Consider the following 18893-nt stretch of genomic DNA (forward strand, 5'->3'; position numbering starts at 1 on the left):
ACAGCGGCGAGATCACCGCCCATTCCGCATCGCTCACATCGTGTCTGCCCGTCATGCTCACCTCCGTTTCCGAAAGTGAATCATCACACCGCCAAAAACGGAATCCCGTTTATGAGTTCACGACCTAGGCTCGGCCGGCGGGCAGCCCAGCCCGCCGAAAGCGACCGGAGACACCATGCTGGCCTATCTCACCCTCATCTTCACCTGTCAGTTCCTCGGCGAACTGCTCATGCGCAGCCTCGGGCTGCCCGTGCCCGGACCGGTGGCCGGAATGGTCATGCTCTTTGCCTTCCTGATGTGGCGGGGCGCCGTGCCGGAGGGGCTGGACGTGGCCGCACGCGGGCTGCTTCAGAACCTCTCGCTCCTCTTCGTGCCGGCGGGCGCGGGCGTCGTGCTGCACCTGCGGCTGCTGGGGGAGGGGCTGGTGCCGGTGACCGTCTCGCTCGTCATCTCTATAGCGCGACACAAGGTTTGCGCAATCCAGACACAAGGTTTGCACACTCCCGGAGCGCCGATTTGAGCGGGGTTTAAACGCCCCTCAAACGTTGCTGATAATGAGCTCTCCGACCCGCTTCGCGCCGCCCTTGGCGACGGTGTAGGTGGTCTCCACGGGCTCGATATTGAACCCGGCAAACAGGTCCCGAACCTCGGGTCGATCGTTGATCGAGAACAGGAACCGCCCCTCGATCTGGTGGAGCAGGATGACCAGCTTCATGAAGTCCGGGCGACCGAACATGCCCTTTCCATAGTCGCCCTCGTTGCCCCAGTAGGGCGGGTCCAGATAGAACAGGGTGCCCGGCCGATCGTACCGGGTGATGAACTTCTCATAGGACAGGCACTCGATCACCACGCGCGCCAGGCGGCTGTGAACCTCCTCCAGCATGGTGCCCAGTTTGGTGATGTCGAACCGCGCCGGGCGGTCGGGCGCGACCCCAAAATTCCGCCCCGAAACCTTGCCGCCGAAGGCCGTGTTCTGCAGGTAGAGGAACCGGGCTGCGCGCTCCAGATCGGTGAGTGTTTCGGGGTCGGTGGCGACCAGGCGCTCGAACTCCACGCGGGTGGTCAGCTGGAACCGCATCATGTCCATGAAGGCCACATAGTGCCGCTGCAGGATGCGGAAGAACGTCGCCACGTCCCGGCTGTAATCGTTGATCACCTCCGACTTCGGGGCCTGATGTCGGCGCAGGAACACGCCCGCCATGCCGACGAACACCTCGGCATAACAGTCATGCGGAATGGCATCGATCCGCTGGATGATATGGCGCGCAAGGTTGCGCTTGCCGCCCAGGTAGGGCGCGAGTGGGGTCAGGGGCTCGACGGCCGTCAGCTTGGTCATTTGGCCCTCCTTTGGACTTCAAGCGGTGGCGGAATGAACGGCACATCGCACAGGACGCGGGTGCGCAGCTTGTAGGTGTTGGCGTGACCGGCATGGCCGATCCAGCTCATGATGACCTGATGAACCTGATCCCAGGTCGTCTTGCCCTCGCGATAGAGCCGCGCCATGCGCTTCATCTTGCGCCGCATCCGGCCTGCGCTGTCCTTCCTGATCTTCCGGTGGGTGGGCCAGATGCGGTAGCCAAGGAAATCGAGCGCGCGGCCGTTGCTGGGCGCGACCGGGAAGATCTGGGTCTTGTGGTTGCAGCGCAGCCCCAGGCGGGCATGCAGGAAGTCCTCGATGTCGCGGCGCACCTGGTGGAGGTGGGCCTTGTCATGCCCGACGACAGCAAAGTCGTCCATGTAGCGCAGGTACTGCTTTTCGCGGAGGTCGAACTTCACGAACTCGTCCAGCTCGTGCAGGTAGATGTTGGCGAAGAGCTGCGAGGTCAGATTGCCGATCGGGATCCCGCGCGGCAGCGGATCGCCCGCCTCGGCCGTGCTGTCGATGATGTTGTCGATCAGCCAGAGGGTGTCGCTGCAGGCCACGCGGCGGCGGATCAGCCGCTTGAGCACGTCATGGCAGATCGAGGGGAAGTACTTGGCGATGTCGGCCTTGAGAACGAACACCTGCCCGTGCTCGCGCAGGGTGGCGCGCAGGAATGCCTGGGCGCGATCGGCACCCGCATGGGTGCCCTTGCCAGGCCGACAGGCATAGGTGTCGAAGATGAAGCGCGAGGCCCAGATCGGGTCAATCGTCTCGACCAGCGCATGCTGCACGATGCGGTCCTTGATCGGCAGCGCGGCGATGTCGCGCTCCTTGGGCTCGAAGACCTTGAAGTTGCGGTAAGGCCCGGTCTGGTAGGTTTTTCAGAGAAGGCTGTTCTGGATCTCGATCAGGTTGCTTTCGAGGTTGGTCTCGAAGCGGATCACGTCCATCTGATGCCGCCGCCCCTTCACGACGCGGCCATAGGCGCGATGCAGGGCCTCGAAGGTTGTCAGATGCTCGAACAGGTTCTTGTAGGTCTTGGCCATCAAGCCGCCTTTCGCGGGGCTCGGCCGGAGCGAGGGGTCACCACCAGCCGATGGCTACTGTCCCGCTCCGGCCTGTTCACTTCTTTCGGCACTTGGCCGAGGAGCACAGGTCCTTTCGAAGGTGCACTGGAAGCAGCCCCTTGAGGCTGCGACTTCTGGCGTTCCCCGAGAGCGGGCCGGAAGCCGATGTTCGTGTTCGCGTTCGAACGCGCGTTGTTCAGGTTGAGGGCGAAGACGCCAGCATTGCCGCCGTTGTTCCAGTTGCCCCCACGGATCGGCAGACGCTCAAGCCACATTACCCGCGCCCCCTTTCCTGCAAGCTCTTGAACCAGCTGCCGATCATGCGGCCGATCTCATCAAGATGACGACCCCAGACTTCGTAGCTTTTGAATGAGAGGTATCCGAGCTTCTGGGCCATCCTGACCTGGCTGCGCAGCAAGTCGAGCTCCGCGTCCAGGTCTTGCATCGTGGTCTTCTTGAAGTACCGCTTGTTGCAGATGATGATCAGACGAAGCAGGTTCCACATCGTGTTGCGGATTTCCTGGCTGAGCACGTGGCGCTCAGCCTTGGGAAATTGCCGCAACACGACATAGCCATATGCGATCATATCCTCGCATTTACGGCGGATTTTAAGGTCCTCCACCGCACCCTCCTTCGTTGGTTCAAGGGCAAGGGGCGGGCTATCGCCCGCCCCGGCAGAAATCAGGTGATCAGATGTCAGATCACGAAAGCGGGCCGGAAGCCGATGTACGTGCTCACGTGCGAACGCGCGCTGTTCAGGAGGAGGGCGAAGACGCCAGCATTGCCGCCGCGGGCCCAGCCGCCCCCACGGAGCGGCAGACACTCGCCCTCGTTGCGCATGTAGAAGCGCCCACGCTCGATCGTGGCGTCATGCGGGAACATGCCCAGAAGCTTCAGCAGGTTCGGCACGGTCACGCCCGCGGCGGCCGTGAGGTCCTTGTATTGCTGAGAGGCCGAGGTGGTCCCGTCCGACTGGCTGGTCACCGAGGTAGCCAGCTGCGGGCTGCCCGTGCCGGTTGCCCCGGTCGCGTCCCATTTCAGGGTGCCCGAGGTGCCGGGCGTCACCAGGGTGCCGTCCGGCATGATCGCGCGCCAGAGCGTGCTGGCGTTCGAATGATCGGCATCCGTGGCCGCCGCGTTGTTGTCGGGGATGATCTGGATCTCGCCATCGACCAGGCGAAGGCCGCGCTGCCATTCCCAGACATTGCCGGTCAGGTCCGCGATGCCCGCCGGGCTGTTGTCGTGGAACCAGCTGGCCGGGCCGGAGCCGGTCAGGGTGCGGGCGGTGCCGGTCGCATCGCCCGGCGCGCCGCCATCCTGCCGCCGCCCGGTCTCGTAGGTCTGGGCGTGATCGCGGCCCCAGTTGGTGTTGCCGCGCGGCATGAAGCCGTTCTTCCAGCACCAAAGCGCGACGGCCGACCACTCGGCATTCGTCATCATGTGCCAGCCCGGCCCCTTGACCGAGCACAGCGCATCGGCGGTGTCGAAATTGATCCAGGCCGAAGGGTCCTGCCCCGGCATCGACAGGGCGTGGTTGTCGTGAACGCGCGCCAGGAACTTGCCGACGAAGATCTCGGACTTCTGGACACCGCCGACGATGAAGGCCGGGTGGGTGCCCGAGCCGAGCGCCGGGTCGATGTCCTCGATGTTGAAGCGCGGCACCACGCACATGACCGAAGGATAGCCCTTCGCGTCATAGAGCACGGTGTTGACGCCGCCCGATGCGACCTCGACAGACTGGCGCAGGGCGTCAGGCGTGGAAATGGTGATCCCCATGAAGGTCACTCCTCTGTTTCAGTGGGTTCGTTCGCTTCGGGCACCGCCCAAAGCTGCAATGTCACGGCCGAAACCTGACAGGGCTGCGGCACCGAGACGGTCTGGGTCACTTCTTCCCCGTCGATGGTCTCGGTCACCTCCTCCGCATAGCGGCGCGGCGGAATGGTGATGACGGCGGCGAAGGTGTCGCCCTCGAAAGACAGCGCGCCGCTGGCATCGGCAAAGACGGTGATCACGCGCTCGACGTCGCGCTGCTCCTCGTCGATGTCGATCGTCAGGCTGCCGCCCAGGGTCAGGATGCACTCATCGAGCGATGCGGTGATCTTGTGGCCCTCGTTCATGTGGATGATGTTCATGGTGCGTCCTCACTGGTAGCGCGGATTGAGAAGGGTCCAGCGGACATGGACATTGTCCGCGCTGCCCGTCTGGCGAAGCTTGAAGCCGTTGCGGGCCTTGTCGTAGACCACGAGCGTTCCGACCGCCGCCGGATCGGTGGCGCTCTCGACCTCCAGCTCCACGGCATAGTCGGCCGCCGGAAGCGCCTCGGGGAAGGACACCGATGCCCAGGGATCGAAGGTGGTCAGCCAGGCGTTCGCGGCCTGGATCACGCGCAGATCGGTTAGCGTGACCGCCGACAGGCTGTTGCCGGTGTTGTTGGCGGGCACGGTCACCCGGTAGAGCGGCAGGCCGTTGTCGGGCACCTCCTGCGCGATCTGTACCTCGTAGCTGCTGCCCGAGCCGATCAGGAAGGCATAGTAGTCCAGCGCCTCGCTGGTCTCGTTCAAGGGCACCGAGACGTGATAGTCGTCATCGGCCAGCGACACGATCATCCCGTCGATCTTGGCGCGGCTGACGCCGGTCCCGACCGTGCCGGATTGCGACAGATGCAGGGCGCGGATGTCGGATTTGCTCAACACCATCCCGGTGATGACGTGCTTGTTCTTGATGACCACGGACCCCTGCGCCAGCACCCGCTTGCGCAGCACCTGCATCTCGCGCGCCAGGACGCCGCCGAGGCCGAGCGCCTCCTGCATGCCCGCGAGGATCGCGACCTGCTGTTCGGGCGAGAAGGCGTCATAGCCTGCCAGCCGGTCGCCCAGGTTGGCAAAGCCGCCGCGCGCGGCGACCAGCTCGTCGGCCTTTTCCTTCAGCCAGGCGGTGCGGTTGGCCAGCTGCTTGGCCTGGACGTTCGAGATACCGTCCGGGCCGCCGACCACCGGGTCGGTCAGCTCGATCTGGTAGATCCCGGAGGGGTAGGTTGTGGTTTCGGGCAAGTTCGCCATGAGTGCGGCTCCTGTTCTTAGAAGATGATGGTCCAGGTCCCGTCGAGGCTGATGTCGTCGGCCTTCTCGATCGGGGCGCGGGTCTTGCGGGCGAAGAGGGTGCTGTCGACCGTGATCAGGCCGAACTCACGGATGACCTTGCCGTTCGCCTCGGCGGTCTCCAGTCTCCAGTCGAACTGCACCCGGCCAGGGCCGGGGTAGCTGTGGCCTTGCAGGTTCTTGATGAAGGGCGCGGTGAGGGCGGTGTCGTCGGGCGTTGGCCCGCTGCCATTGGTGCCGACCCCGATGCGGTTGATGGTCTTGCCCGCGCCGTCGCCCGCGATCAGCTGGGCCAGCGCGGTGCGCGCGCCCACCATGATCATGTTGTCGTCGCGCCAGCAGTCGATCAGGACCCCGCTGCGGCGGATGTTGATCAGGAGCGAGCCTCTCAGGGCGATGGTTTCGGTGGCGTTCATGGCACCCTCAATAAGCGGTTAAATCGGTGGTAACGGGGCCTGAATGGAACACGCCGGTGTAGAACGGGCGCGCGCCCGAGTGCCCGATCGATCCATCGTAAAGGTCGCCCGCGTGGCGATACCGGCCATCATGCCGGATGTGGCGCGTCAGCCGGATCGGCATGGCAAGATCGGCCATCGGCGGCTGGTCCGCGCCATAGTTGATGGCCGAGTGCAGGTAGTGGCCATTGTAAGAGGGCGAGACCTCGATCCGGTCCTCGGCCGCAAGGTCGATCCCCATTGCCAGCAGGACGCGCTGACTGTCATGGCGCTCGCCCGCCTCGCCCCAGCCCGAGTAATCGGCCGAGGCGTCATGGGCCAGAGCCGCATCATGCAGGTGCCGGGTGCCGTGATCATGGCGGATCGCGCCGTCATAGCGCCGCCCCCAGGGCAGCACGTCTTCCGCGAAATGCCGAACGGTGGTGTCAGCTTCCTCGTCCGGCTCAAGGCTGTCCTCGACCCCCGCCCGGAACCCGATATCCACCAGGTGCGAGCGGGCATTCTTCCAGCGCTCGATCAGCGCCACGAGGCGGGTGATCTGCGCGGCATCCACCCCCTTGTTCTCGCCCAGGTCCAGCAGGACGCGGAACAGCGCCCAGCGGGTGCCGCCGCCATAGGTCTCGACGGCCGAGTAGGTCTTGTCGCCGTCATAAAGCGCGATCGGCAGGCCCTCGACGATCTCGGCATCGGCATAGCCGAGCGCCTTGACCGCCTCACGGATCGCCCAGGGTGTGCCGCGATGGCGGTGCAGATCGAGCGCGCGGCGGATCAGGGCGCGGCGCTCCTCGGGGGTGGTCGCCAGATCCCAGCCATCGTCGCCCAGGATGTTGAACTGCCAAGCGAGCAGCGACAAGGCATCCTCGGGCAGATCGTCGATGCGGTAGACCAGCAGCGTGGTCAGGTCGAGATTGTCGAGCCGCCCGATCAGCTTCAGCAGCGCGCGGCTGCGCTCGTCATCGATCCCGGCAGGCAGAAGGCGCAGATCGTCAGCCATCTGCGGACCCCGCGAGGGTGATCGCGATGCCTTCGCAATCGGCCCATTCCTCCGCGCCCAGCTCGCGCCAGGCGGGCGTGTTCAGCTCGACGCGATAGACGCCCGCGACCGACAGTGCCGAGATGAACTGGCTGGGCACAAGGTCGCGACCAAGCCCGGCGCGCCGCTCGGCCGCATAGGCTTCGGCCGCCTTCTGGACGGCAGCCATGGTGCTGGTCGGATCGGCGTTGCGATAGAGCGTGACCTGCGCGGCGATCTGGTAGCCCACGCGGGCAGGGGCCGCGACCTCGACCTTGTCGGTCAGCGGGCGGACCTTGTCATCCGAGACCACCTCGGCCACCAGATCGAGCATCTCGGATCCCGGCAGGCCGGTGTCGGTCAGGATGTGGATGCGCACGAGGCCGGGGCGCGGGCTCAGCACGGCGGCGTCGATGATGGATTGATGCGCGCTGACCGCATGCCAGCGGTAGGCCCCGACCGGACCCGCCACCGAGAAGCTCTCGGGGGCCTGCTGGATGCGCGCGCGCAGACGGTCATCGGTTTCACCGGCGCGCCCGCCATAGGTCACCGAGACGTTGGTCGCGGTGACGCCAGGCAGCGGATCGAGGAGCGAGGACACCTGCCCCGGAATGTAGCCGTTGCCCGCAGGCCCGGCGGTTTCCGCCTTGGCCCCGATCTCGATCGACAGCGCCCCTGCGGGGATCTCTGCGGCGGCGTCGGTGGCGAAGACCACGCGGCCATCGCCGGTCCGCACCCGCGTCTTGGCCGGAATGACGGTGGCCGAGGCGCGCGGCTCGGTCAGGGTGAAGGAAAGCGTGACGATCGCCGGGGCTTCGGCCAGGCGCTCCACCCCCAGAAGCTCGCCCAGGTAGTCCAGCATCGGGAAGGCGGCGAAGGCGAGCAGGTTCTGCTTGGCCGCCTCCTGGATGGCCACCCGGATCAGGCTTTCGCGGTAGGCGATCAGGTCGATGATCAGGCGCTCGACCTGGGCGGGCTGCAGCTTGCGGCCGGTATACGCCTGGTAATCGGCCACCATCTCGGCGGTGAGCGCGGCCGGATCGCGATCGACGAAGTTCGGCTCAGGCAGCGACATCGCGCACCTCCGTGGCGATCATCTCGCCCCGACCATCCAGCCGCCATTCGACCGTGATGTGCAGATGTGCCGACAGCTCGATCGGAACCATCCGCACCACCTCGATGCGCGGCTCCCATTGGCGCAGCGCATCGATCCCCTCGCGGATCACATGGGGGGCGGCCTCGCTGGTCGGCAGGTCGATGTAGCGCCACAGGTCCGAGCCGAACTCGGGCCGGTGCGGGACCGAGCCCTTGGGCGTCATCAGGATCGTGCGGATGCACTGATTGATGTCGTCGATGCCTGCGACGACCTCGCCATGCGCATCGAGACGCGGCTGCCAGTCTGCGGCGGTTATGTTGCGGATATCCTGAACCATGGCCGGACCATGGCCCGCGCCCGCGCGAGATCATACCCGGACAGGTGTCCGGGTCGGGTGCCGCAATGTCAGGAGATGGCTAACCGTAACCGCCTTTTGCGATCACGCCAAGCACCCAAAGGCTCACTGGGGAGGCCCGGTGACAACCCCGATGCTTTCGGGGTGAATATGGGTGTCGCCCACATTGGTGCCGTTATGGGTCAGGCTGGGGGAGGTGATCGCCACCCCGGCAGGCGATATCTCGACCGTGGTGCCACCGACCGAAAGGGTGAAGGTCTGCCCGCCCTTGTCATAGGTCAGCGATGCGCCGTCGCCATAGACGATGGTGTGAACATTTGGGTCGGACGAGGGCGGGGCATCGGCGGCCGAGTAGATCGCGCCCGCGATGACGCCCGCCTCTTCGCCCTGGTCCATGATCACGACGACATGCTCGCCCACGGCGGGCATCCAGTAGGTTCGGTCGGTGCGGGTACGGCCCTGCAGCACCTGCAGCCAGTAGGATTGCACGTTGTCATGGTCGGGGAACTGGACCCGGCCCTTGGCGGTCGCCGGGTCGATCTCTGTCACGATGCCAATTCTAAGCGACACGGCGCACCTCGATCTCGGTTGTGTAGCCCGCGCCGCGCTCGATGCGGTGGCGGGAGGTTTCGACATAGTAGCGCCCCGACAGCTTGCCCATCAGCGCCACCTCGATCACGTTGCCCGCGATCATGCGGTGATCGCCCACGATCTCTATGCGCCCGCGCAGGCGCTTGGCATTGGCGCGCTTCAGCTCGGCCTCGGCGCGGGTGCGGGCCTGGGCTTCGCTCTCGACCCGCGCGCGGACCTTCAGCGTGTCGCCGGTGGTGATGTCCTCGGCCTGGACCGTGACCGAGATCAGCTGCGCGGTCTCGGGATCGTGGTAGGACAGGGTGCATTCCTTGTAGACCTCGTGGGTCTTGTCGGTGAACGAGAACCGCTTCATCTCGGTGCGCGGGATCAGGGCCACCGGGTCTTGCGCCTCAAGGCTGGCGATGGTCGAGAAGAACAGGACCGTGTCGCGCACCGCGAAGACATGGGCGTATTCATCGGCAACACGGCGCAGGAACTCAAGGTCGCGCTCGTCGTTCTGGGTGACCCGCTTGATGGTGATGCCCTCGATCTCGCCCTCGACGGTCAGACCGTGCTCGCCCGCGACCTGCTCGGCAATCTGGCGCAGGGTCTTGTTCTCGAAAGCGCGGGTCTTGGTGGTGCGCAGGCTCGCGGTCACCGGGGCGGCCAGGCCGCGCACCGTGACGGTGTCGGGCGGGCCGTCGAAGCTGATCTCGTCCACCTCGAACTTGCCGCAAGGGAGCAGGCCCCGGCCGATCCAGCCGATCATGAGGTCCATCACGTCGCCCTTCTCGGGATACCAGCTGCCCTTCCAGCGGTGCATGCGGTCCTCAAGCCGGACCTCGATCTCGTCGGACTTGCCGTGATCGGCATCGGTATAGACGATCATCAGCGCATCGCCCGCGATGTCGCCGGTGATGTCCACCCCGGAATAGGACAGAACCCATTTGGCCTCGGGGACGATCATGCCTGGCGGCCCCGCTTCCAGGGCGGCAGATCGCGATCGAGTACCACCTCATCCGCGATCACCGGGATCCGCAGGCGCAGCCCGGCCTCGATGAAGGGCCGGATCGGCACGGTCGGGTTGGCCAGGATGATCGGTTCATAAAGATGCGGGTCGCCGTAGTAGGTCCAGGCCAGAAGGTCCCAGCGGTCGTTGTCCGAGGTCAGGTGCTCGACATAGTCCATCTCAGGACCTCACGATGCTGGACGGCGGCACCGAAGAGGGCGAGCCGGAGGGCGGTGCGGCCGCCGGTGCGGTCTGGACATTCGACCCAGCCCCCGAGGAGCGGGCAGCATTGTTGACCACGCTGATGATCGCACCCAGCAGGCCACCCAGGCCCCCATGCTCCATCAGGGTCACCTTGGCCACCACCGCCACCAGCCCGCCGCGCCGGTCGGTCTGGCGCGTGGTGGACTGGATCTGCTTGATGACGAACATGCCGACATACTGGCCCGAGCCGTAGATGAAGGGCAGCGCGGTGCGCATGGTGCCCGCGATACGCAGCTTGGCGAGCTCGGCCTCGGGGTTGCAGTAGCTGACATGGAACACGAGGTCGATCGTGACCTCCTCCAGCGCCTCGCCCATGTATTGCAGGCGCGGCTTTCCTTCGATCACGTCATGCTTGGCGTAATCCCAGGACCGCTTGTTGGTGACGCCCTCGAAATAGGTGATGAGGCGGAAGCTGATCGGGCCGAGCATTGCGAACATGGGGTCTCTCCTCAGTAATCGCGGCGGGACTGGCGGGCCAGCTCATCGTGGACCAGCTGCACAAGCTCATGACCCATCGACCGCAAGAGCTCCTGCATCTGCTCGCGCGACTGGAAGCCGTCGCCGCCGCCTGCACCGCCCTGCATGGTGATGGTGGGGTTGAAGTTGATCTCGACCCGCGTCCCGGCATCGGTCCCGGCTGCGCCGGTCGCGGCCATGGCGGGGGCGCTGCCCGGCTCGCCGGTCAGGCCGACCTGCGGCAGGGCGCTGGCGGCCTGCAGCACCGGGAGGTTGGTCCGGCCGATCTCGGGGACCTGGGCGGCCATGGCGGGCAGGCTCATGGTGGCCCCGGCCAGCGCCGCCGCCATCCCGGCGGTCAGGCGATGCACAGCCGCCACGGCGGGCGCAGGGCGCACGGCCCCGGCAACCGTTTCGGAAAACCGCACCCGGTCCAGGTCGGACAGCGGGCCGACCTTGGCGGGCGAATGGGGCAGGTGGTCGCGCATGGCCTGGACGGTTTCGCGCGTGGCCTCGATCGCCTGCGCCGCACCGGCGCGGATGCCTTCGGCCAGGGTGCGCATGAAGGCGATGCCATGCGAGCGAAGGGAGACCCCAGCCAGCAAGGAGGTCACCGATTGTATTGCGGACGAGACGGCGGATTGCACTGCGGTCAGCTCGGCACCGACAGCCGCCCGTGTCTGCGCCGCCGCCGCATCGATCTGCGGCAGGGTTTCAGCCAGGCGCGAGGCGGCGGCCTCGGCCTCGGCCAGCGTCTGGGGGTCCACGATCTGGGCGGGCGGGGCCTGTCCCGTCATGGCCTGGAACTCGGCCGAAGCCTCGATGATGTCCTGCAGCCTTTGCGCGATGGCCCCGGTCGAGGTCCAGGTGCCCGCCTCGCCGCTGACCCGCTCGTGCAGCTCGTCCAGCCCGATCAGCCCCTGGCGATACTGATTGACAAGCTCGACACCCTCCGACCAGCCGTAGAAGAAGCCGTCACCCGCCCGCACAAAGGAAAGCTGGTCGAGCAGCGGCGCGTCGGCACCGGGGCCAAGGATCGCGTCGAGCGCGGGCCGAAGATCGGGGATGATGTCGCCCCAGTCGAACTCCGGCAGCATGGAGGACCATTCGATGCCGCCGAGGAAGTCGCGCACGGCCTGCCAGGCGGCGCGCAGTCGCTCGACACCGATCAGCGCGTCCCACCCGATCGCGCCGAGAACCTCCGACCAGCTGAAGGCGGGGATGTAGCTGGACCAGTCGAGCGACGTGATCCAGTCGCCCCAGGCCAGCGCACTGCCGATCACCTCGGCCCAGCTGAAGCCGGGGATGAAGTCAAGCCAGCGGATCGGCAGGATCCACGAGGCCCAGTCCAGCACCTGAAGCGCATTGTCCCAGGTGAAGAGCGCCACGAACTCGGACCACGAGAGGCTGGTGATCCAATCGGCCCAGTCGAGCACCGCGCCGATCACCTCGGCCCAGCTGAAGGCGGGGATGTAGCTGGACCAGTCGAGCGACGTGATCCAGTCGCCCCAGGCCAGCGCACTGCCGATCACCTCGGCCCAGCTGAAGCCGGGGATGAAGTCAAGCCAGCGGATCGGCAGGATCCACGAGGCCCAGTCCAGCACCTGAAGCGCATTGTCCCAGGTGAAGAGCGCCACGAACTCGGACCACGAGAGGCTGGTGATCCAATCGGCCCAGTCGAGCACCGCGCCGATCACCTCGGCCCAGCTGAAGGCGGGGATGTAGCTGGACCAGTCGAGCGACGTGATCCAGTCGCCCCAGGCCAGCGCACTGCCGATCACCTCGGCCCAGCTGAAGCCGGGGATGAAGTCAAGCCAGCGGATCGGCAGGATCCACGAGGCCCAGTCCAGCACCTGAAGCGCATTGTCCCAGGTGAAGAGCGCCACGAACTCGGACCACGAGAGGCTGGTGATCCAATCGGCCCAGTCGAGCACCGCGCCGATCACCTCGGCCCAGCTGAAGCCAGGAATGAAGTCCAGCCAGCGCAGCGGGATCAGCCACGACGCCCAGTCGAGGGCGGTCAGGAAGTTCTCCCAGGTCAGAAGCCCCACGAAATCCGCCCAGCTCAGGCTGGGGATCATGCGCGCCCAGTCGAGCCCTTGCGCCAGCCAGCCGGTGACCCGCGACCACCAGCTTGTCACCCAGCTTGAAAACCCTTCAAAGGCCGTTTGAACGTCCGCCCAGAGATCGACGAAGAACTCCGAGATCGGCTCCCAGTAATACCAGACCAGCAGCGCCCCGGCCGCGATCGCGGCCACCGCCAGCCCGATCGGGTTGGCCATCAGCGCAAGGCCAAAGGCCCGCGCCGCCGCCGCCGCCGCGCGCAAGCCAGCCACCACCCGGCCCGCTGCCGCCGCGCCCATCGCCACCAGCCCCGAGATGAAGGACGGGATCGCCGTCGCCGCCCCGAGGAGGAGGCGGGCAGCAAAGACGCCCACCGACCATGAAGCCGCAAGTATTTTGGGGGCAAGCCATACGAACGCGGTTCCGATCCGCGCCACCACCTGCATGCCAACGCCGAGGAGGATACCCATAGCACCCACAGCAGACAGGATCGGGGCGACCACGGCCAGCACCCCAGCACCCACCAGCGCCACCTTCATGGCGGTCTCGGCTAGCCATGGATTGGCCTCGGCCCAGCCCTCGATCGACTGCACCACGCCGGTGGCCGCGCGCGCCACATCGGTCAGTACCGGCAGAAGCATCGTGCCCAGCGTGATGTTGAGCCCCTCCATGGCCGAGGCGAACTCGGTCTGCGCGCCCCGGAAGTTGTCGCCCATCTCGGCCGCGACCTGCGCCGCCCGGCTCTGGCTGGCCATCAGCTGGTCGACGTAATCCCCGATCGACTGGCCCTGCGCCAGCAGCTCGGCCGCGCCCGCCGCCGCCTCGACCCCGAAGATCGTGCCGATGATATCGAGCTGCTGCTGGGTACCCAGATCCCCGATCGCATCGCCCACCTCGCCCAGGATGGTGACCATCGAGCGCATGTTGCCCTGCTCGTCGGCCACTGACACGCCCATGGCGTCAAGCGCCGCCGCCGCCTCGCGCGAGGGCGCGGCCAGCCGCTGCAACATGGCGCGCAGGGTGGTGCCCGCCTGGCTCGACTGGATACCGGCATTGCCCAGAAGACCCGCCATCGCGGCGGCTTCTTCCAGGCTCATGCCAGCGGCGCGGGCGACCGGCGCGATATAGCGCATCGTGTCGCCCAGCATCGGGATATCGGTATTGGCGGTGGTGAAGGTCGCCACCATCACATCCGCGACCCGCGTCATCTCGGCCGCATCGAGCCCGAAGCCCGACAGGATGTTCGAGGCGATATCGGCGGTGGTGCCCAGGTCGACCGCGCCCGCGCGCGCCAGTGCCAGCATTGACGGCATCGCCGCCATCTGCTCTTGCGCGTCAAACCCTGCGCGCGCCAGGAACCCCATGCCCTCGGCCACCTGGCTGGCCGAGAAGGCGGTGGTGGCCCCCAGCTCGCGCGCCTGGGCGCTCAGCGCCTCGAACTCGTCGCCGGTGATGTTGGTGGTGACGGCGCGCACCAGCGCCATGGATTGCTCGAACTGGGCGGCAGCCTCGATCGGGCCGTTGATCGCCGCCATCATCTGGTTGGCGGCCCCTTGCGTCATCGCCCCCGCGATCGACATGCGGGTGCCCCAGTCCTGCATCTCGCGGCCGCGCGCGGCCATCCGGTCGAGCCCCTCCATCGACCGCACCATCTCGCGCACCGGACCTGTCAGGTTGTCAACGGCGGCGATGATGACCGAAAGGTTGAAGATGCTGTCCATTTCGGGTTATTGTCCTTCGTGACAAACAAGAGGTGGCGCGATGTCGGTTGGATCGTTTCTGGCACCCTTCTTCTTTTTCTTCGGGATCGGAGCGTTGATCGGTATCGCGCTCACGCTTCTGCTTGCCCTGCGCCTCGCCCTGAAAGGCTCGGTCTGGTTTGCGCCCCGCATTGTGGAAGCCCTTGCATCAGGCTGGCGCGAAGGCGTAGCCCGGCATGAAGCCGCTAAGGCTGCGCGGCTTCGCGAGCGTCCCTGACCGCCTTGGCGTGATCGACGGCCTCTTCGATCCAGTCGTTGAGGTCGGTGATCTCCATCCCGTCCACCTCGGCCGCCGACCACTTCGTCACCGTGATCAGGGCGAAGGCATCCCTTGGGGTAGGGATTTTCCCGGCAGGCCACCCATGATCGCCGTCACGTCCTCCATGTCCATCTCGTCCAGGTCCTCGGGCAGCACCGCATTGCCATCGATCGTGGCCAGCGCCGCCGCCAGCGCCATCGAATAGCCGATCGGGTCGGTCGCCGGATTGACGTGCCGCGCGGCGATGCGCATGTCGCGCCCCTTGCCCTTGCGCAGCACCACCACCTTGCCCGAGGCGGGCAGCGTGATCGTGCGGGTGTCGTCGGCCTTGGTGGCGGTGTCGGTCTTGTCGCTCATGGTCTTTCCTTTTCAGCGTTTCAGGGGTTCAGAGGGTCAGCCCCGGCCGGATCGCGCCCGGCCAGGAGAAGATCAGCGCGGGGATCAGCCGCCGATGTTCAGGCGGTAGGTGGCCAGCACATCCGCGCCCGCGACCTTGTAGATGTTCTCTAGCACGTCGAACTCGAAGATCTCCTGGCTGTCGATTTCCATCTTGGCGTAATAGACCGACAGGTTGCTGTCGGGCACCACGCGATCATGCTGCTTGAAGGAGCCCAGCGGGAAGTCCTTGTAGGCGGCAATCAGCGAGACCATGACCGGCACCTCGGCCGTGCGGCCCTGGCCGGTATAGGTCTCCAGGCTGGAGCGCGCCTGCAGCCGCACCGTCTTGAACGGGTTGGCCGCCTCGCGCAGCACCTCGGAATAGAACGAGGCCCACTTGACCTTGCATTCCATCTTCTCGACGCCCGAGAAGAACTCGGCCGTGCCCACCATGCCGAGCGCCTTGTGCTCCTGCATCTTGTGCTTGACCTGCGGCAGCTCCAGCTCCTCGGCGCGCCCCAGGAGCGACGAGCCGTTCATGTAGAGGTTGACGTTGGTCAGGTGGTTGATCGCAATCTTGTTGCTCATGGGTCAGGCCCCTTTCACTGGCCGCCGAGCTGGTTGAGCAGCTCGATGTTGATGAAGCTCTCGAACGTGATCCGCTCGGCAGGCGTCGGCGGCATGAACTCGATGTCGAAGACCAGGTGGCCCGCCGCGATCTGGGTGGCCTCGTTCTTCGCCGGGTCGTAGCTGCACTTGCCGTCGATCAGCGCCCCGCGCCCGATCAGGGTGCGGATGAAGCTGTTCACGCTTTCGCGGATGTCGTCGATCAGCGCCTGGTTGATCGGGCGGTCGATGAACTGCAGCATCGACAGCTCGACACTTTCATGCAGCATGTCGGCCACCCGGCGGATCGGGATGAAGTTCTTGGGGTGGGTCACCGAGGGCCAGGCGGCCGAGCGGTTGCCCCAGACCCGCAGGCCCGAGCCGAACGAGTTGAAGACCGTGACGATCCCGTTCTCGTTGAGCAGGTTCACGTCCGTGGTCGGGTCGTTGATCATGGCCGACAGGCGGCGCTCGACGCCCACGATCCCCTTGATGTCGTGGTTCGACGGGCTGACCCAGTAGCCCTCGTCATTGTCCACCGCGCAGATCACGCCCGCCAGCCGCTGGCTGTAGGGCTCAAGCCGCTCGGTGTCGGTCGCCAGGTCATAGACCTTCAGGTGCGGATAGCACAGCACCATGCGCTCGCTCGACGTGTTGAAGTTGATCGACCCGTTCGGCCCGCGCCCGGCGATCGCCTCGGCCATGGTGGTGCCGATCGGCGCGTCGGCCAGGGCGATGGCGCGCAGCTTGCCCGCCATCACGTCAAGCTCGGCCGTGACCGAGGTGAGCGTGCCGTAGACCGGCGCGATCAGGATCTTCGGCCAGAAGCCCATCTCGGCATAGCAGTCGAGGAACGCCTGCATGCCGGTGCGGTTGCCCGACACATCGACCGCGCCGATGATGTCCGAGGGCAGCACCTTCTCGGGATCGGCAAAGTCATAGGCGGCCTTGACCGTCTCGGCGGCCGAGATCGCGCCGCCGGGCAGGCGGGTGACGATACCGGTGGCCGGGTCGAGCGTGTAATCGGTGCCCGCGACATAGGTGGTCGTGGCGGTGGCATCGGTCAGGACCAGGCCGAACACGCCCTTGTGGCCAAGGTCGGCCGTCTCGTCCGCGCCGAAGGTCACGTCCTTCGCCGCCTGGGCGGTGACATGGGTCTCGGGGTCGAACACGTTGACCACCACGACGATGCCGCGGCCCTGGTCGAAGATCGCGTCGAGCGCCTGGGGGATGGTGTAGCCCTCGATCTGGGTGCCGAAGTAGCGGGCGGCATCCCGGTCGGACTGGATCAGCACCGGCTTGTTGAGGCTGGCGAGCGCCCCGTCGACCTGGAAGATCGGCGCGGTGCCCACGAGGCCGACCACGGCGGTCTTCACGCCCCGGATCGGGCGCGGCCCCTTGTCGATCTCGATGGTCTCGACGCCATGCAGGAAGTTGGCGGCCATTTACTTTCCCTCCTTCTCGCCCGAGGCGGATGCCGGGCTTTCGGTTTTCGTCTTGGTGGTGGCGGCGGGTGCCGAGCTGCGGCTGGGCGCGGGCGCGGCCTTGGGGGCTGCGACCGGCGTCAGGTACTTCTGGGCCACGAGGGTCTTCACCCAGGCGTTTTCGGCCGGAAGCGTGACCTCCCGTCCGGGAAACAGGATCACGTCGGTGCCGTCATCCAGCGTGGCAGCGGACATCGGCCCGCTGTAAAGGTACTTAGCCATTGATGGTCTCCGTATCGGTGGTGCCGTAATCGTCGGCGGTGTTGACCCGCTTGAGCGCAGGCAGGTCTTCTTCCTCATGGCACTCGACCGTGGTGATCGTGTGCGTCATGGTCAGCACGTGGGTCCACACGCCCTGGTTCTGATCGATGAACTCGGCGCGCACCGGCATCAGCTTCGAGCAGCCCTCGGTGCGCCAGCCGGTCAGCAGCATGCGCACCGCGTCGAGCACGTCATAGGCCCCGACATGGGTGCGCAGGTTGCGCGTCAGGATCGAGATGTCCCACTCGATCTTGCGCTCCTGGACCACCAGCGACAGGTCGCGCGGCTTCGAGTAGACCTCGCGGCCATAGGCCACCAGCACCGCGCCGTTGGGGTGCGACATCTTGAAGGCGTCGGGTTTGTCGGGGAAGGACGCCACCTGCAGCTTGTCGAGCGACCCGGCCAGCCGGGCGACGATGGCCTCTTCGATATCACGGATCATGGGCGCATCCCTTCGGCCAGGTGGTCTGTCAGGATTTCCCCGATCATGCGGCGGTCATCGGCGCTCACGCCCAGGTAGGGGCGCGCGGGGATGGTGACCTTGCGGCCGCGCCCGGCCTGTCCGCCCAGCTGGTGGATGCGGGCGTAGGTCCGGTTCGTGCCAACCGCCACCTGCAGCCGCCCGGCGGCATAGCTCAGCGACTGGTAAAGGTGGTTGCGGTCGCGCAGTTTCTTGGCGCTGGCCCCGCGCCGGAGCAGCGTGACCGGGGAATGCGCGGCCCATGCCTGGCCGTCCGGGCCGGTCTCGGCCTCGAAGCGATCCTCGGTCGATGCCTGCAGCGCCGAGCCGATCTCCTCGAAGACCGGCTGCAGCGTCATGCTGCGCTGGATCAGACGGGTGAGCGCCTCGCGGAACCCCTCGTCCTCGACACGGACGGTAACACTGACACCGCCCCCGGACATCAGAAGCCTTTCAGCCGGTCGCGGCTGAACGTCCGCTCCGGTCCTGCGACAAGGGTCGGGCCGCCCGCCGGATCGACGGTCTGGCCCGCCTGGTTGAGCCCGAGATTGATGTCGCCATTGGCCACGGCGCGCAGATACTTGATCGCGTCCTCGTAGCGCTGGCGCTGGTCTTCCATCACGTCGATCTGGCGCAGCGACAGCAGCCGGTACATCGCGATGTTGCAGGCCAGGATGCGCAGCGAGCGCGGCGGCGACTGAAGGGGCAGCCGGTAGCGCCCCTCCAGGTAGCCATCGATCTCGTCCGAGGCATCCTCCAGGGCACGATCGAGCGCCGCCACCTTGATCGTGAGGATCTCGGGGTCGGTGACCTCCACGAGCTGCTGCTCGGAGAAGCGGTCGATCATGTCCTGGGATGTGGCGTAAGCCATGG

At 66.4% G+C, this 18893-nt stretch carries 25 protein-coding genes; 1 reads left to right on the plus strand and 24 read right to left on the minus strand.

Annotated elements, in window-relative coordinates:
* Positions 1-175: 175 nt before the first annotated feature.
* A complete protein-coding gene (locus PSA7680_RS12095) occupies positions 176-520 on the plus strand; it encodes a CidA/LrgA family protein (protein WP_085868982.1) in 345 nt (114 codons plus the stop codon).
* 18 nt (positions 521-538) lie between these two features.
* On the opposite strand, the gene PSA7680_RS12100 is transcribed toward PSA7680_RS12095, so the two are convergent.
* From PSA7680_RS12100 to PSA7680_RS12205, 24 genes are all read right to left on the minus strand, one after another.
* Entirely contained in the window at positions 539-1336 is a 798-nt protein-coding gene (locus PSA7680_RS12100) for a DNA adenine methylase (protein ID WP_085868983.1), read from the minus strand.
* Positions 1333-2184 (minus strand): RNA-directed DNA polymerase, encoded by an 852-nt coding sequence (locus PSA7680_RS12105; protein WP_275936534.1) that lies wholly within the window; start codon positions 2182-2184, stop codon positions 1333-1335. The genes PSA7680_RS12100 and PSA7680_RS12105 overlap by 4 nt, the downstream gene beginning before the upstream one ends.
* 60 nt (positions 2185-2244) lie before the next feature.
* Positions 2245-2409: a hypothetical protein gene (locus PSA7680_RS18845; RefSeq protein ID WP_217808341.1), complete on the minus strand. Its 165-nt coding sequence runs from the start codon at positions 2407-2409 to the stop codon at positions 2245-2247.
* A 295-nt stretch (positions 2410-2704) separates the two neighbouring features.
* Positions 2705-3052, minus strand: coding sequence for a diversity-generating retroelement protein Avd (gene avd, locus PSA7680_RS12110; RefSeq protein ID WP_085868984.1), 348 nt, complete (start codon positions 3050-3052; stop codon positions 2705-2707).
* A 74-nt stretch (positions 3053-3126) separates the two neighbouring features.
* Positions 3127-4206, minus strand: coding sequence for an SUMF1/EgtB/PvdO family nonheme iron enzyme (locus tag PSA7680_RS12115; RefSeq protein ID WP_085869079.1), 1080 nt, complete (start codon positions 4204-4206; stop codon positions 3127-3129).
* A 5-nt stretch (positions 4207-4211) separates the two neighbouring features.
* On the minus strand, positions 4212-4562 hold the full coding sequence (locus PSA7680_RS12120; protein WP_085868985.1) for a hypothetical protein: 351 nt from the start codon (positions 4560-4562) through the stop codon (positions 4212-4214).
* 9 nt (positions 4563-4571) lie between these two features.
* Positions 4572-5489 (minus strand): hypothetical protein, encoded by a 918-nt coding sequence (locus PSA7680_RS18850; RefSeq protein ID WP_217808342.1) that lies wholly within the window; start codon positions 5487-5489, stop codon positions 4572-4574.
* Between the two features lie 17 nt (positions 5490-5506).
* On the minus strand, positions 5507-5944 hold the full coding sequence (locus PSA7680_RS12130) for a hypothetical protein (RefSeq protein ID WP_085868986.1): 438 nt from the start codon (positions 5942-5944) through the stop codon (positions 5507-5509).
* Between the two features lie 7 nt (positions 5945-5951).
* Entirely contained in the window at positions 5952-6977 is a 1026-nt protein-coding gene (locus tag PSA7680_RS12135) for a phage tail protein I (RefSeq protein ID WP_085868987.1), read from the minus strand.
* Complete coding sequence (locus PSA7680_RS12140; protein ID WP_085868988.1) at positions 6970-8070, minus strand: baseplate assembly protein; 1101 nt, start codon at positions 8068-8070, stop codon at positions 6970-6972. The genes PSA7680_RS12135 and PSA7680_RS12140 overlap by 8 nt, the downstream gene beginning before the upstream one ends.
* Positions 8057-8428, minus strand: a complete 372-nt coding sequence (locus PSA7680_RS12145) for a GPW/gp25 family protein (protein ID WP_085868989.1) — start codon at positions 8426-8428, stop codon at positions 8057-8059. The genes PSA7680_RS12140 and PSA7680_RS12145 overlap by 14 nt, the downstream gene beginning before the upstream one ends.
* A gap of 123 nt (positions 8429-8551) precedes the next feature.
* On the minus strand, positions 8552-8995 hold the full coding sequence (locus PSA7680_RS12150) for a phage baseplate assembly protein V (protein WP_176244131.1): 444 nt from the start codon (positions 8993-8995) through the stop codon (positions 8552-8554).
* 10 nt (positions 8996-9005) lie between these two features.
* Positions 9006-9986, minus strand: a complete 981-nt coding sequence (locus PSA7680_RS12155; RefSeq protein WP_085868991.1) for a phage late control D family protein — start codon at positions 9984-9986, stop codon at positions 9006-9008.
* Entirely contained in the window at positions 9983-10207 is a 225-nt protein-coding gene (locus PSA7680_RS12160) for a tail protein X (protein ID WP_085868992.1), read from the minus strand. The genes PSA7680_RS12155 and PSA7680_RS12160 overlap by 4 nt, the downstream gene beginning before the upstream one ends.
* A 1-nt stretch (position 10208) precedes the next feature.
* Positions 10209-10730: a phage tail protein gene (locus tag PSA7680_RS12165; protein WP_085868993.1), complete on the minus strand. Its 522-nt coding sequence runs from the start codon at positions 10728-10730 to the stop codon at positions 10209-10211.
* An 11-nt stretch (positions 10731-10741) separates the two neighbouring features.
* Entirely contained in the window at positions 10742-14533 is a 3792-nt protein-coding gene (locus PSA7680_RS12170; RefSeq protein WP_085868994.1) for a phage tail tape measure protein, read from the minus strand.
* Positions 14534-14757: 224 nt separating this feature from the next.
* Positions 14758-14880, minus strand: a complete 123-nt coding sequence (locus tag PSA7680_RS18955; protein WP_245824609.1) for a GpE family phage tail protein — start codon at positions 14878-14880, stop codon at positions 14758-14760.
* A gap of 5 nt (positions 14881-14885) precedes the next feature.
* Positions 14886-15188: a phage tail assembly protein gene (locus PSA7680_RS12175; RefSeq protein ID WP_085868995.1), complete on the minus strand. Its 303-nt coding sequence runs from the start codon at positions 15186-15188 to the stop codon at positions 14886-14888.
* Between the two features lie 84 nt (positions 15189-15272).
* Complete coding sequence (locus PSA7680_RS12180; protein ID WP_085868996.1) at positions 15273-15797, minus strand: phage major tail tube protein; 525 nt, start codon at positions 15795-15797, stop codon at positions 15273-15275.
* A 14-nt stretch (positions 15798-15811) separates the two neighbouring features.
* Positions 15812-17260 carry a phage tail sheath subtilisin-like domain-containing protein gene (locus PSA7680_RS12185; RefSeq protein WP_085868997.1) on the minus strand — a complete coding sequence of 483 codons (1449 nt, stop codon included), beginning with the start codon at positions 17258-17260 and terminating at the stop codon, positions 15812-15814.
* Entirely contained in the window at positions 17261-17521 is a 261-nt protein-coding gene (locus PSA7680_RS12190; protein ID WP_085868998.1) for a hypothetical protein, read from the minus strand. It lies immediately after the preceding gene.
* Complete coding sequence (locus PSA7680_RS12195) at positions 17514-18002, minus strand: Gp37 family protein (RefSeq protein WP_085868999.1); 489 nt, start codon at positions 18000-18002, stop codon at positions 17514-17516. Before PSA7680_RS12195 ends, PSA7680_RS12190 begins: the two co-directional genes overlap by 8 nt.
* Positions 17999-18463: a phage virion morphogenesis protein gene (locus tag PSA7680_RS12200; protein ID WP_085869000.1), complete on the minus strand. Its 465-nt coding sequence runs from the start codon at positions 18461-18463 to the stop codon at positions 17999-18001. The genes PSA7680_RS12195 and PSA7680_RS12200 overlap by 4 nt, the downstream gene beginning before the upstream one ends.
* Positions 18463-18891 carry a gp436 family protein gene (locus PSA7680_RS12205; RefSeq protein ID WP_085869001.1) on the minus strand — a complete coding sequence of 143 codons (429 nt, stop codon included), beginning with the start codon at positions 18889-18891 and terminating at the stop codon, positions 18463-18465. The genes PSA7680_RS12200 and PSA7680_RS12205 overlap by 1 nt, the downstream gene beginning before the upstream one ends.
* Positions 18892-18893: the final 2 nt, after the last annotated feature.

It is taken from the genome of Pseudoruegeria aquimaris (assembly GCF_900172235.1).
Lineage (GTDB): Bacteria > Pseudomonadota > Alphaproteobacteria > Rhodobacterales > Rhodobacteraceae > Pseudoruegeria > Pseudoruegeria aquimaris.

Coding starts and splice junctions, on each gene's coding strand:
- PSA7680_RS12205 (WP_085869001.1), bottom strand. CDS start 18,891: ATGGCTTACGCCACATCCCAGGACATGATCGACCGCTTCTCCGAGCAG.
- PSA7680_RS18845 (WP_217808341.1), bottom strand. CDS start 2,409: ATGGCCAAGACCTACAAGAACCTGTTCGAGCATCTGACAACCTTCGAG.
- PSA7680_RS12195 (WP_085868999.1), bottom strand. CDS start 18,002: ATGATCCGTGATATCGAAGAGGCCATCGTCGCCCGGCTGGCCGGGTCG.
- PSA7680_RS12185 (WP_085868997.1), bottom strand. CDS start 17,260: ATGGCCGCCAACTTCCTGCATGGCGTCGAGACCATCGAGATCGACAAG.
- PSA7680_RS12100 (WP_085868983.1), bottom strand. CDS start 1,336: ATGACCAAGCTGACGGCCGTCGAGCCCCTGACCCCACTCGCGCCCTAC.
- PSA7680_RS12160 (WP_085868992.1), bottom strand. CDS start 10,207: ATGGACTATGTCGAGCACCTGACCTCGGACAACGACCGCTGGGACCTT.
- PSA7680_RS12130 (WP_085868986.1), bottom strand. CDS start 5,944: ATGAACGCCACCGAAACCATCGCCCTGAGAGGCTCGCTCCTGATCAAC.
- PSA7680_RS12095 (WP_085868982.1), top strand. CDS start 176: ATGCTGGCCTATCTCACCCTCATCTTCACCTGTCAGTTCCTCGGCGAA.
- PSA7680_RS12135 (WP_085868987.1), bottom strand. CDS start 6,977: ATGGCTGACGATCTGCGCCTTCTGCCTGCCGGGATCGATGACGAGCGC.
- PSA7680_RS12140 (WP_085868988.1), bottom strand. CDS start 8,070: ATGTCGCTGCCTGAGCCGAACTTCGTCGATCGCGATCCGGCCGCGCTC.
- PSA7680_RS12200 (WP_085869000.1), bottom strand. CDS start 18,463: ATGTCCGGGGGCGGTGTCAGTGTTACCGTCCGTGTCGAGGACGAGGGG.
- PSA7680_RS18850 (WP_217808342.1), bottom strand. CDS start 5,489: ATGGCGAACTTGCCCGAAACCACAACCTACCCCTCCGGGATCTACCAG.
- PSA7680_RS12170 (WP_085868994.1), bottom strand. CDS start 14,533: ATGGACAGCATCTTCAACCTTTCGGTCATCATCGCCGCCGTTGACAAC.
- PSA7680_RS12120 (WP_085868985.1), bottom strand. CDS start 4,562: ATGAACATCATCCACATGAACGAGGGCCACAAGATCACCGCATCGCTC.
- PSA7680_RS12175 (WP_085868995.1), bottom strand. CDS start 15,188: ATGAGCGACAAGACCGACACCGCCACCAAGGCCGACGACACCCGCACG.
- PSA7680_RS12165 (WP_085868993.1), bottom strand. CDS start 10,730: ATGTTCGCAATGCTCGGCCCGATCAGCTTCCGCCTCATCACCTATTTC.
- PSA7680_RS12180 (WP_085868996.1), bottom strand. CDS start 15,797: ATGAGCAACAAGATTGCGATCAACCACCTGACCAACGTCAACCTCTAC.
- PSA7680_RS12190 (WP_085868998.1), bottom strand. CDS start 17,521: ATGGCTAAGTACCTTTACAGCGGGCCGATGTCCGCTGCCACGCTGGAT.
- PSA7680_RS12155 (WP_085868991.1), bottom strand. CDS start 9,986: ATGATCGTCCCCGAGGCCAAATGGGTTCTGTCCTATTCCGGGGTGGAC.
- PSA7680_RS12145 (WP_085868989.1), bottom strand. CDS start 8,428: ATGGTTCAGGATATCCGCAACATAACCGCCGCAGACTGGCAGCCGCGT.
- PSA7680_RS12115 (WP_085869079.1), bottom strand. CDS start 4,206: ATGGGGATCACCATTTCCACGCCTGACGCCCTGCGCCAGTCTGTCGAG.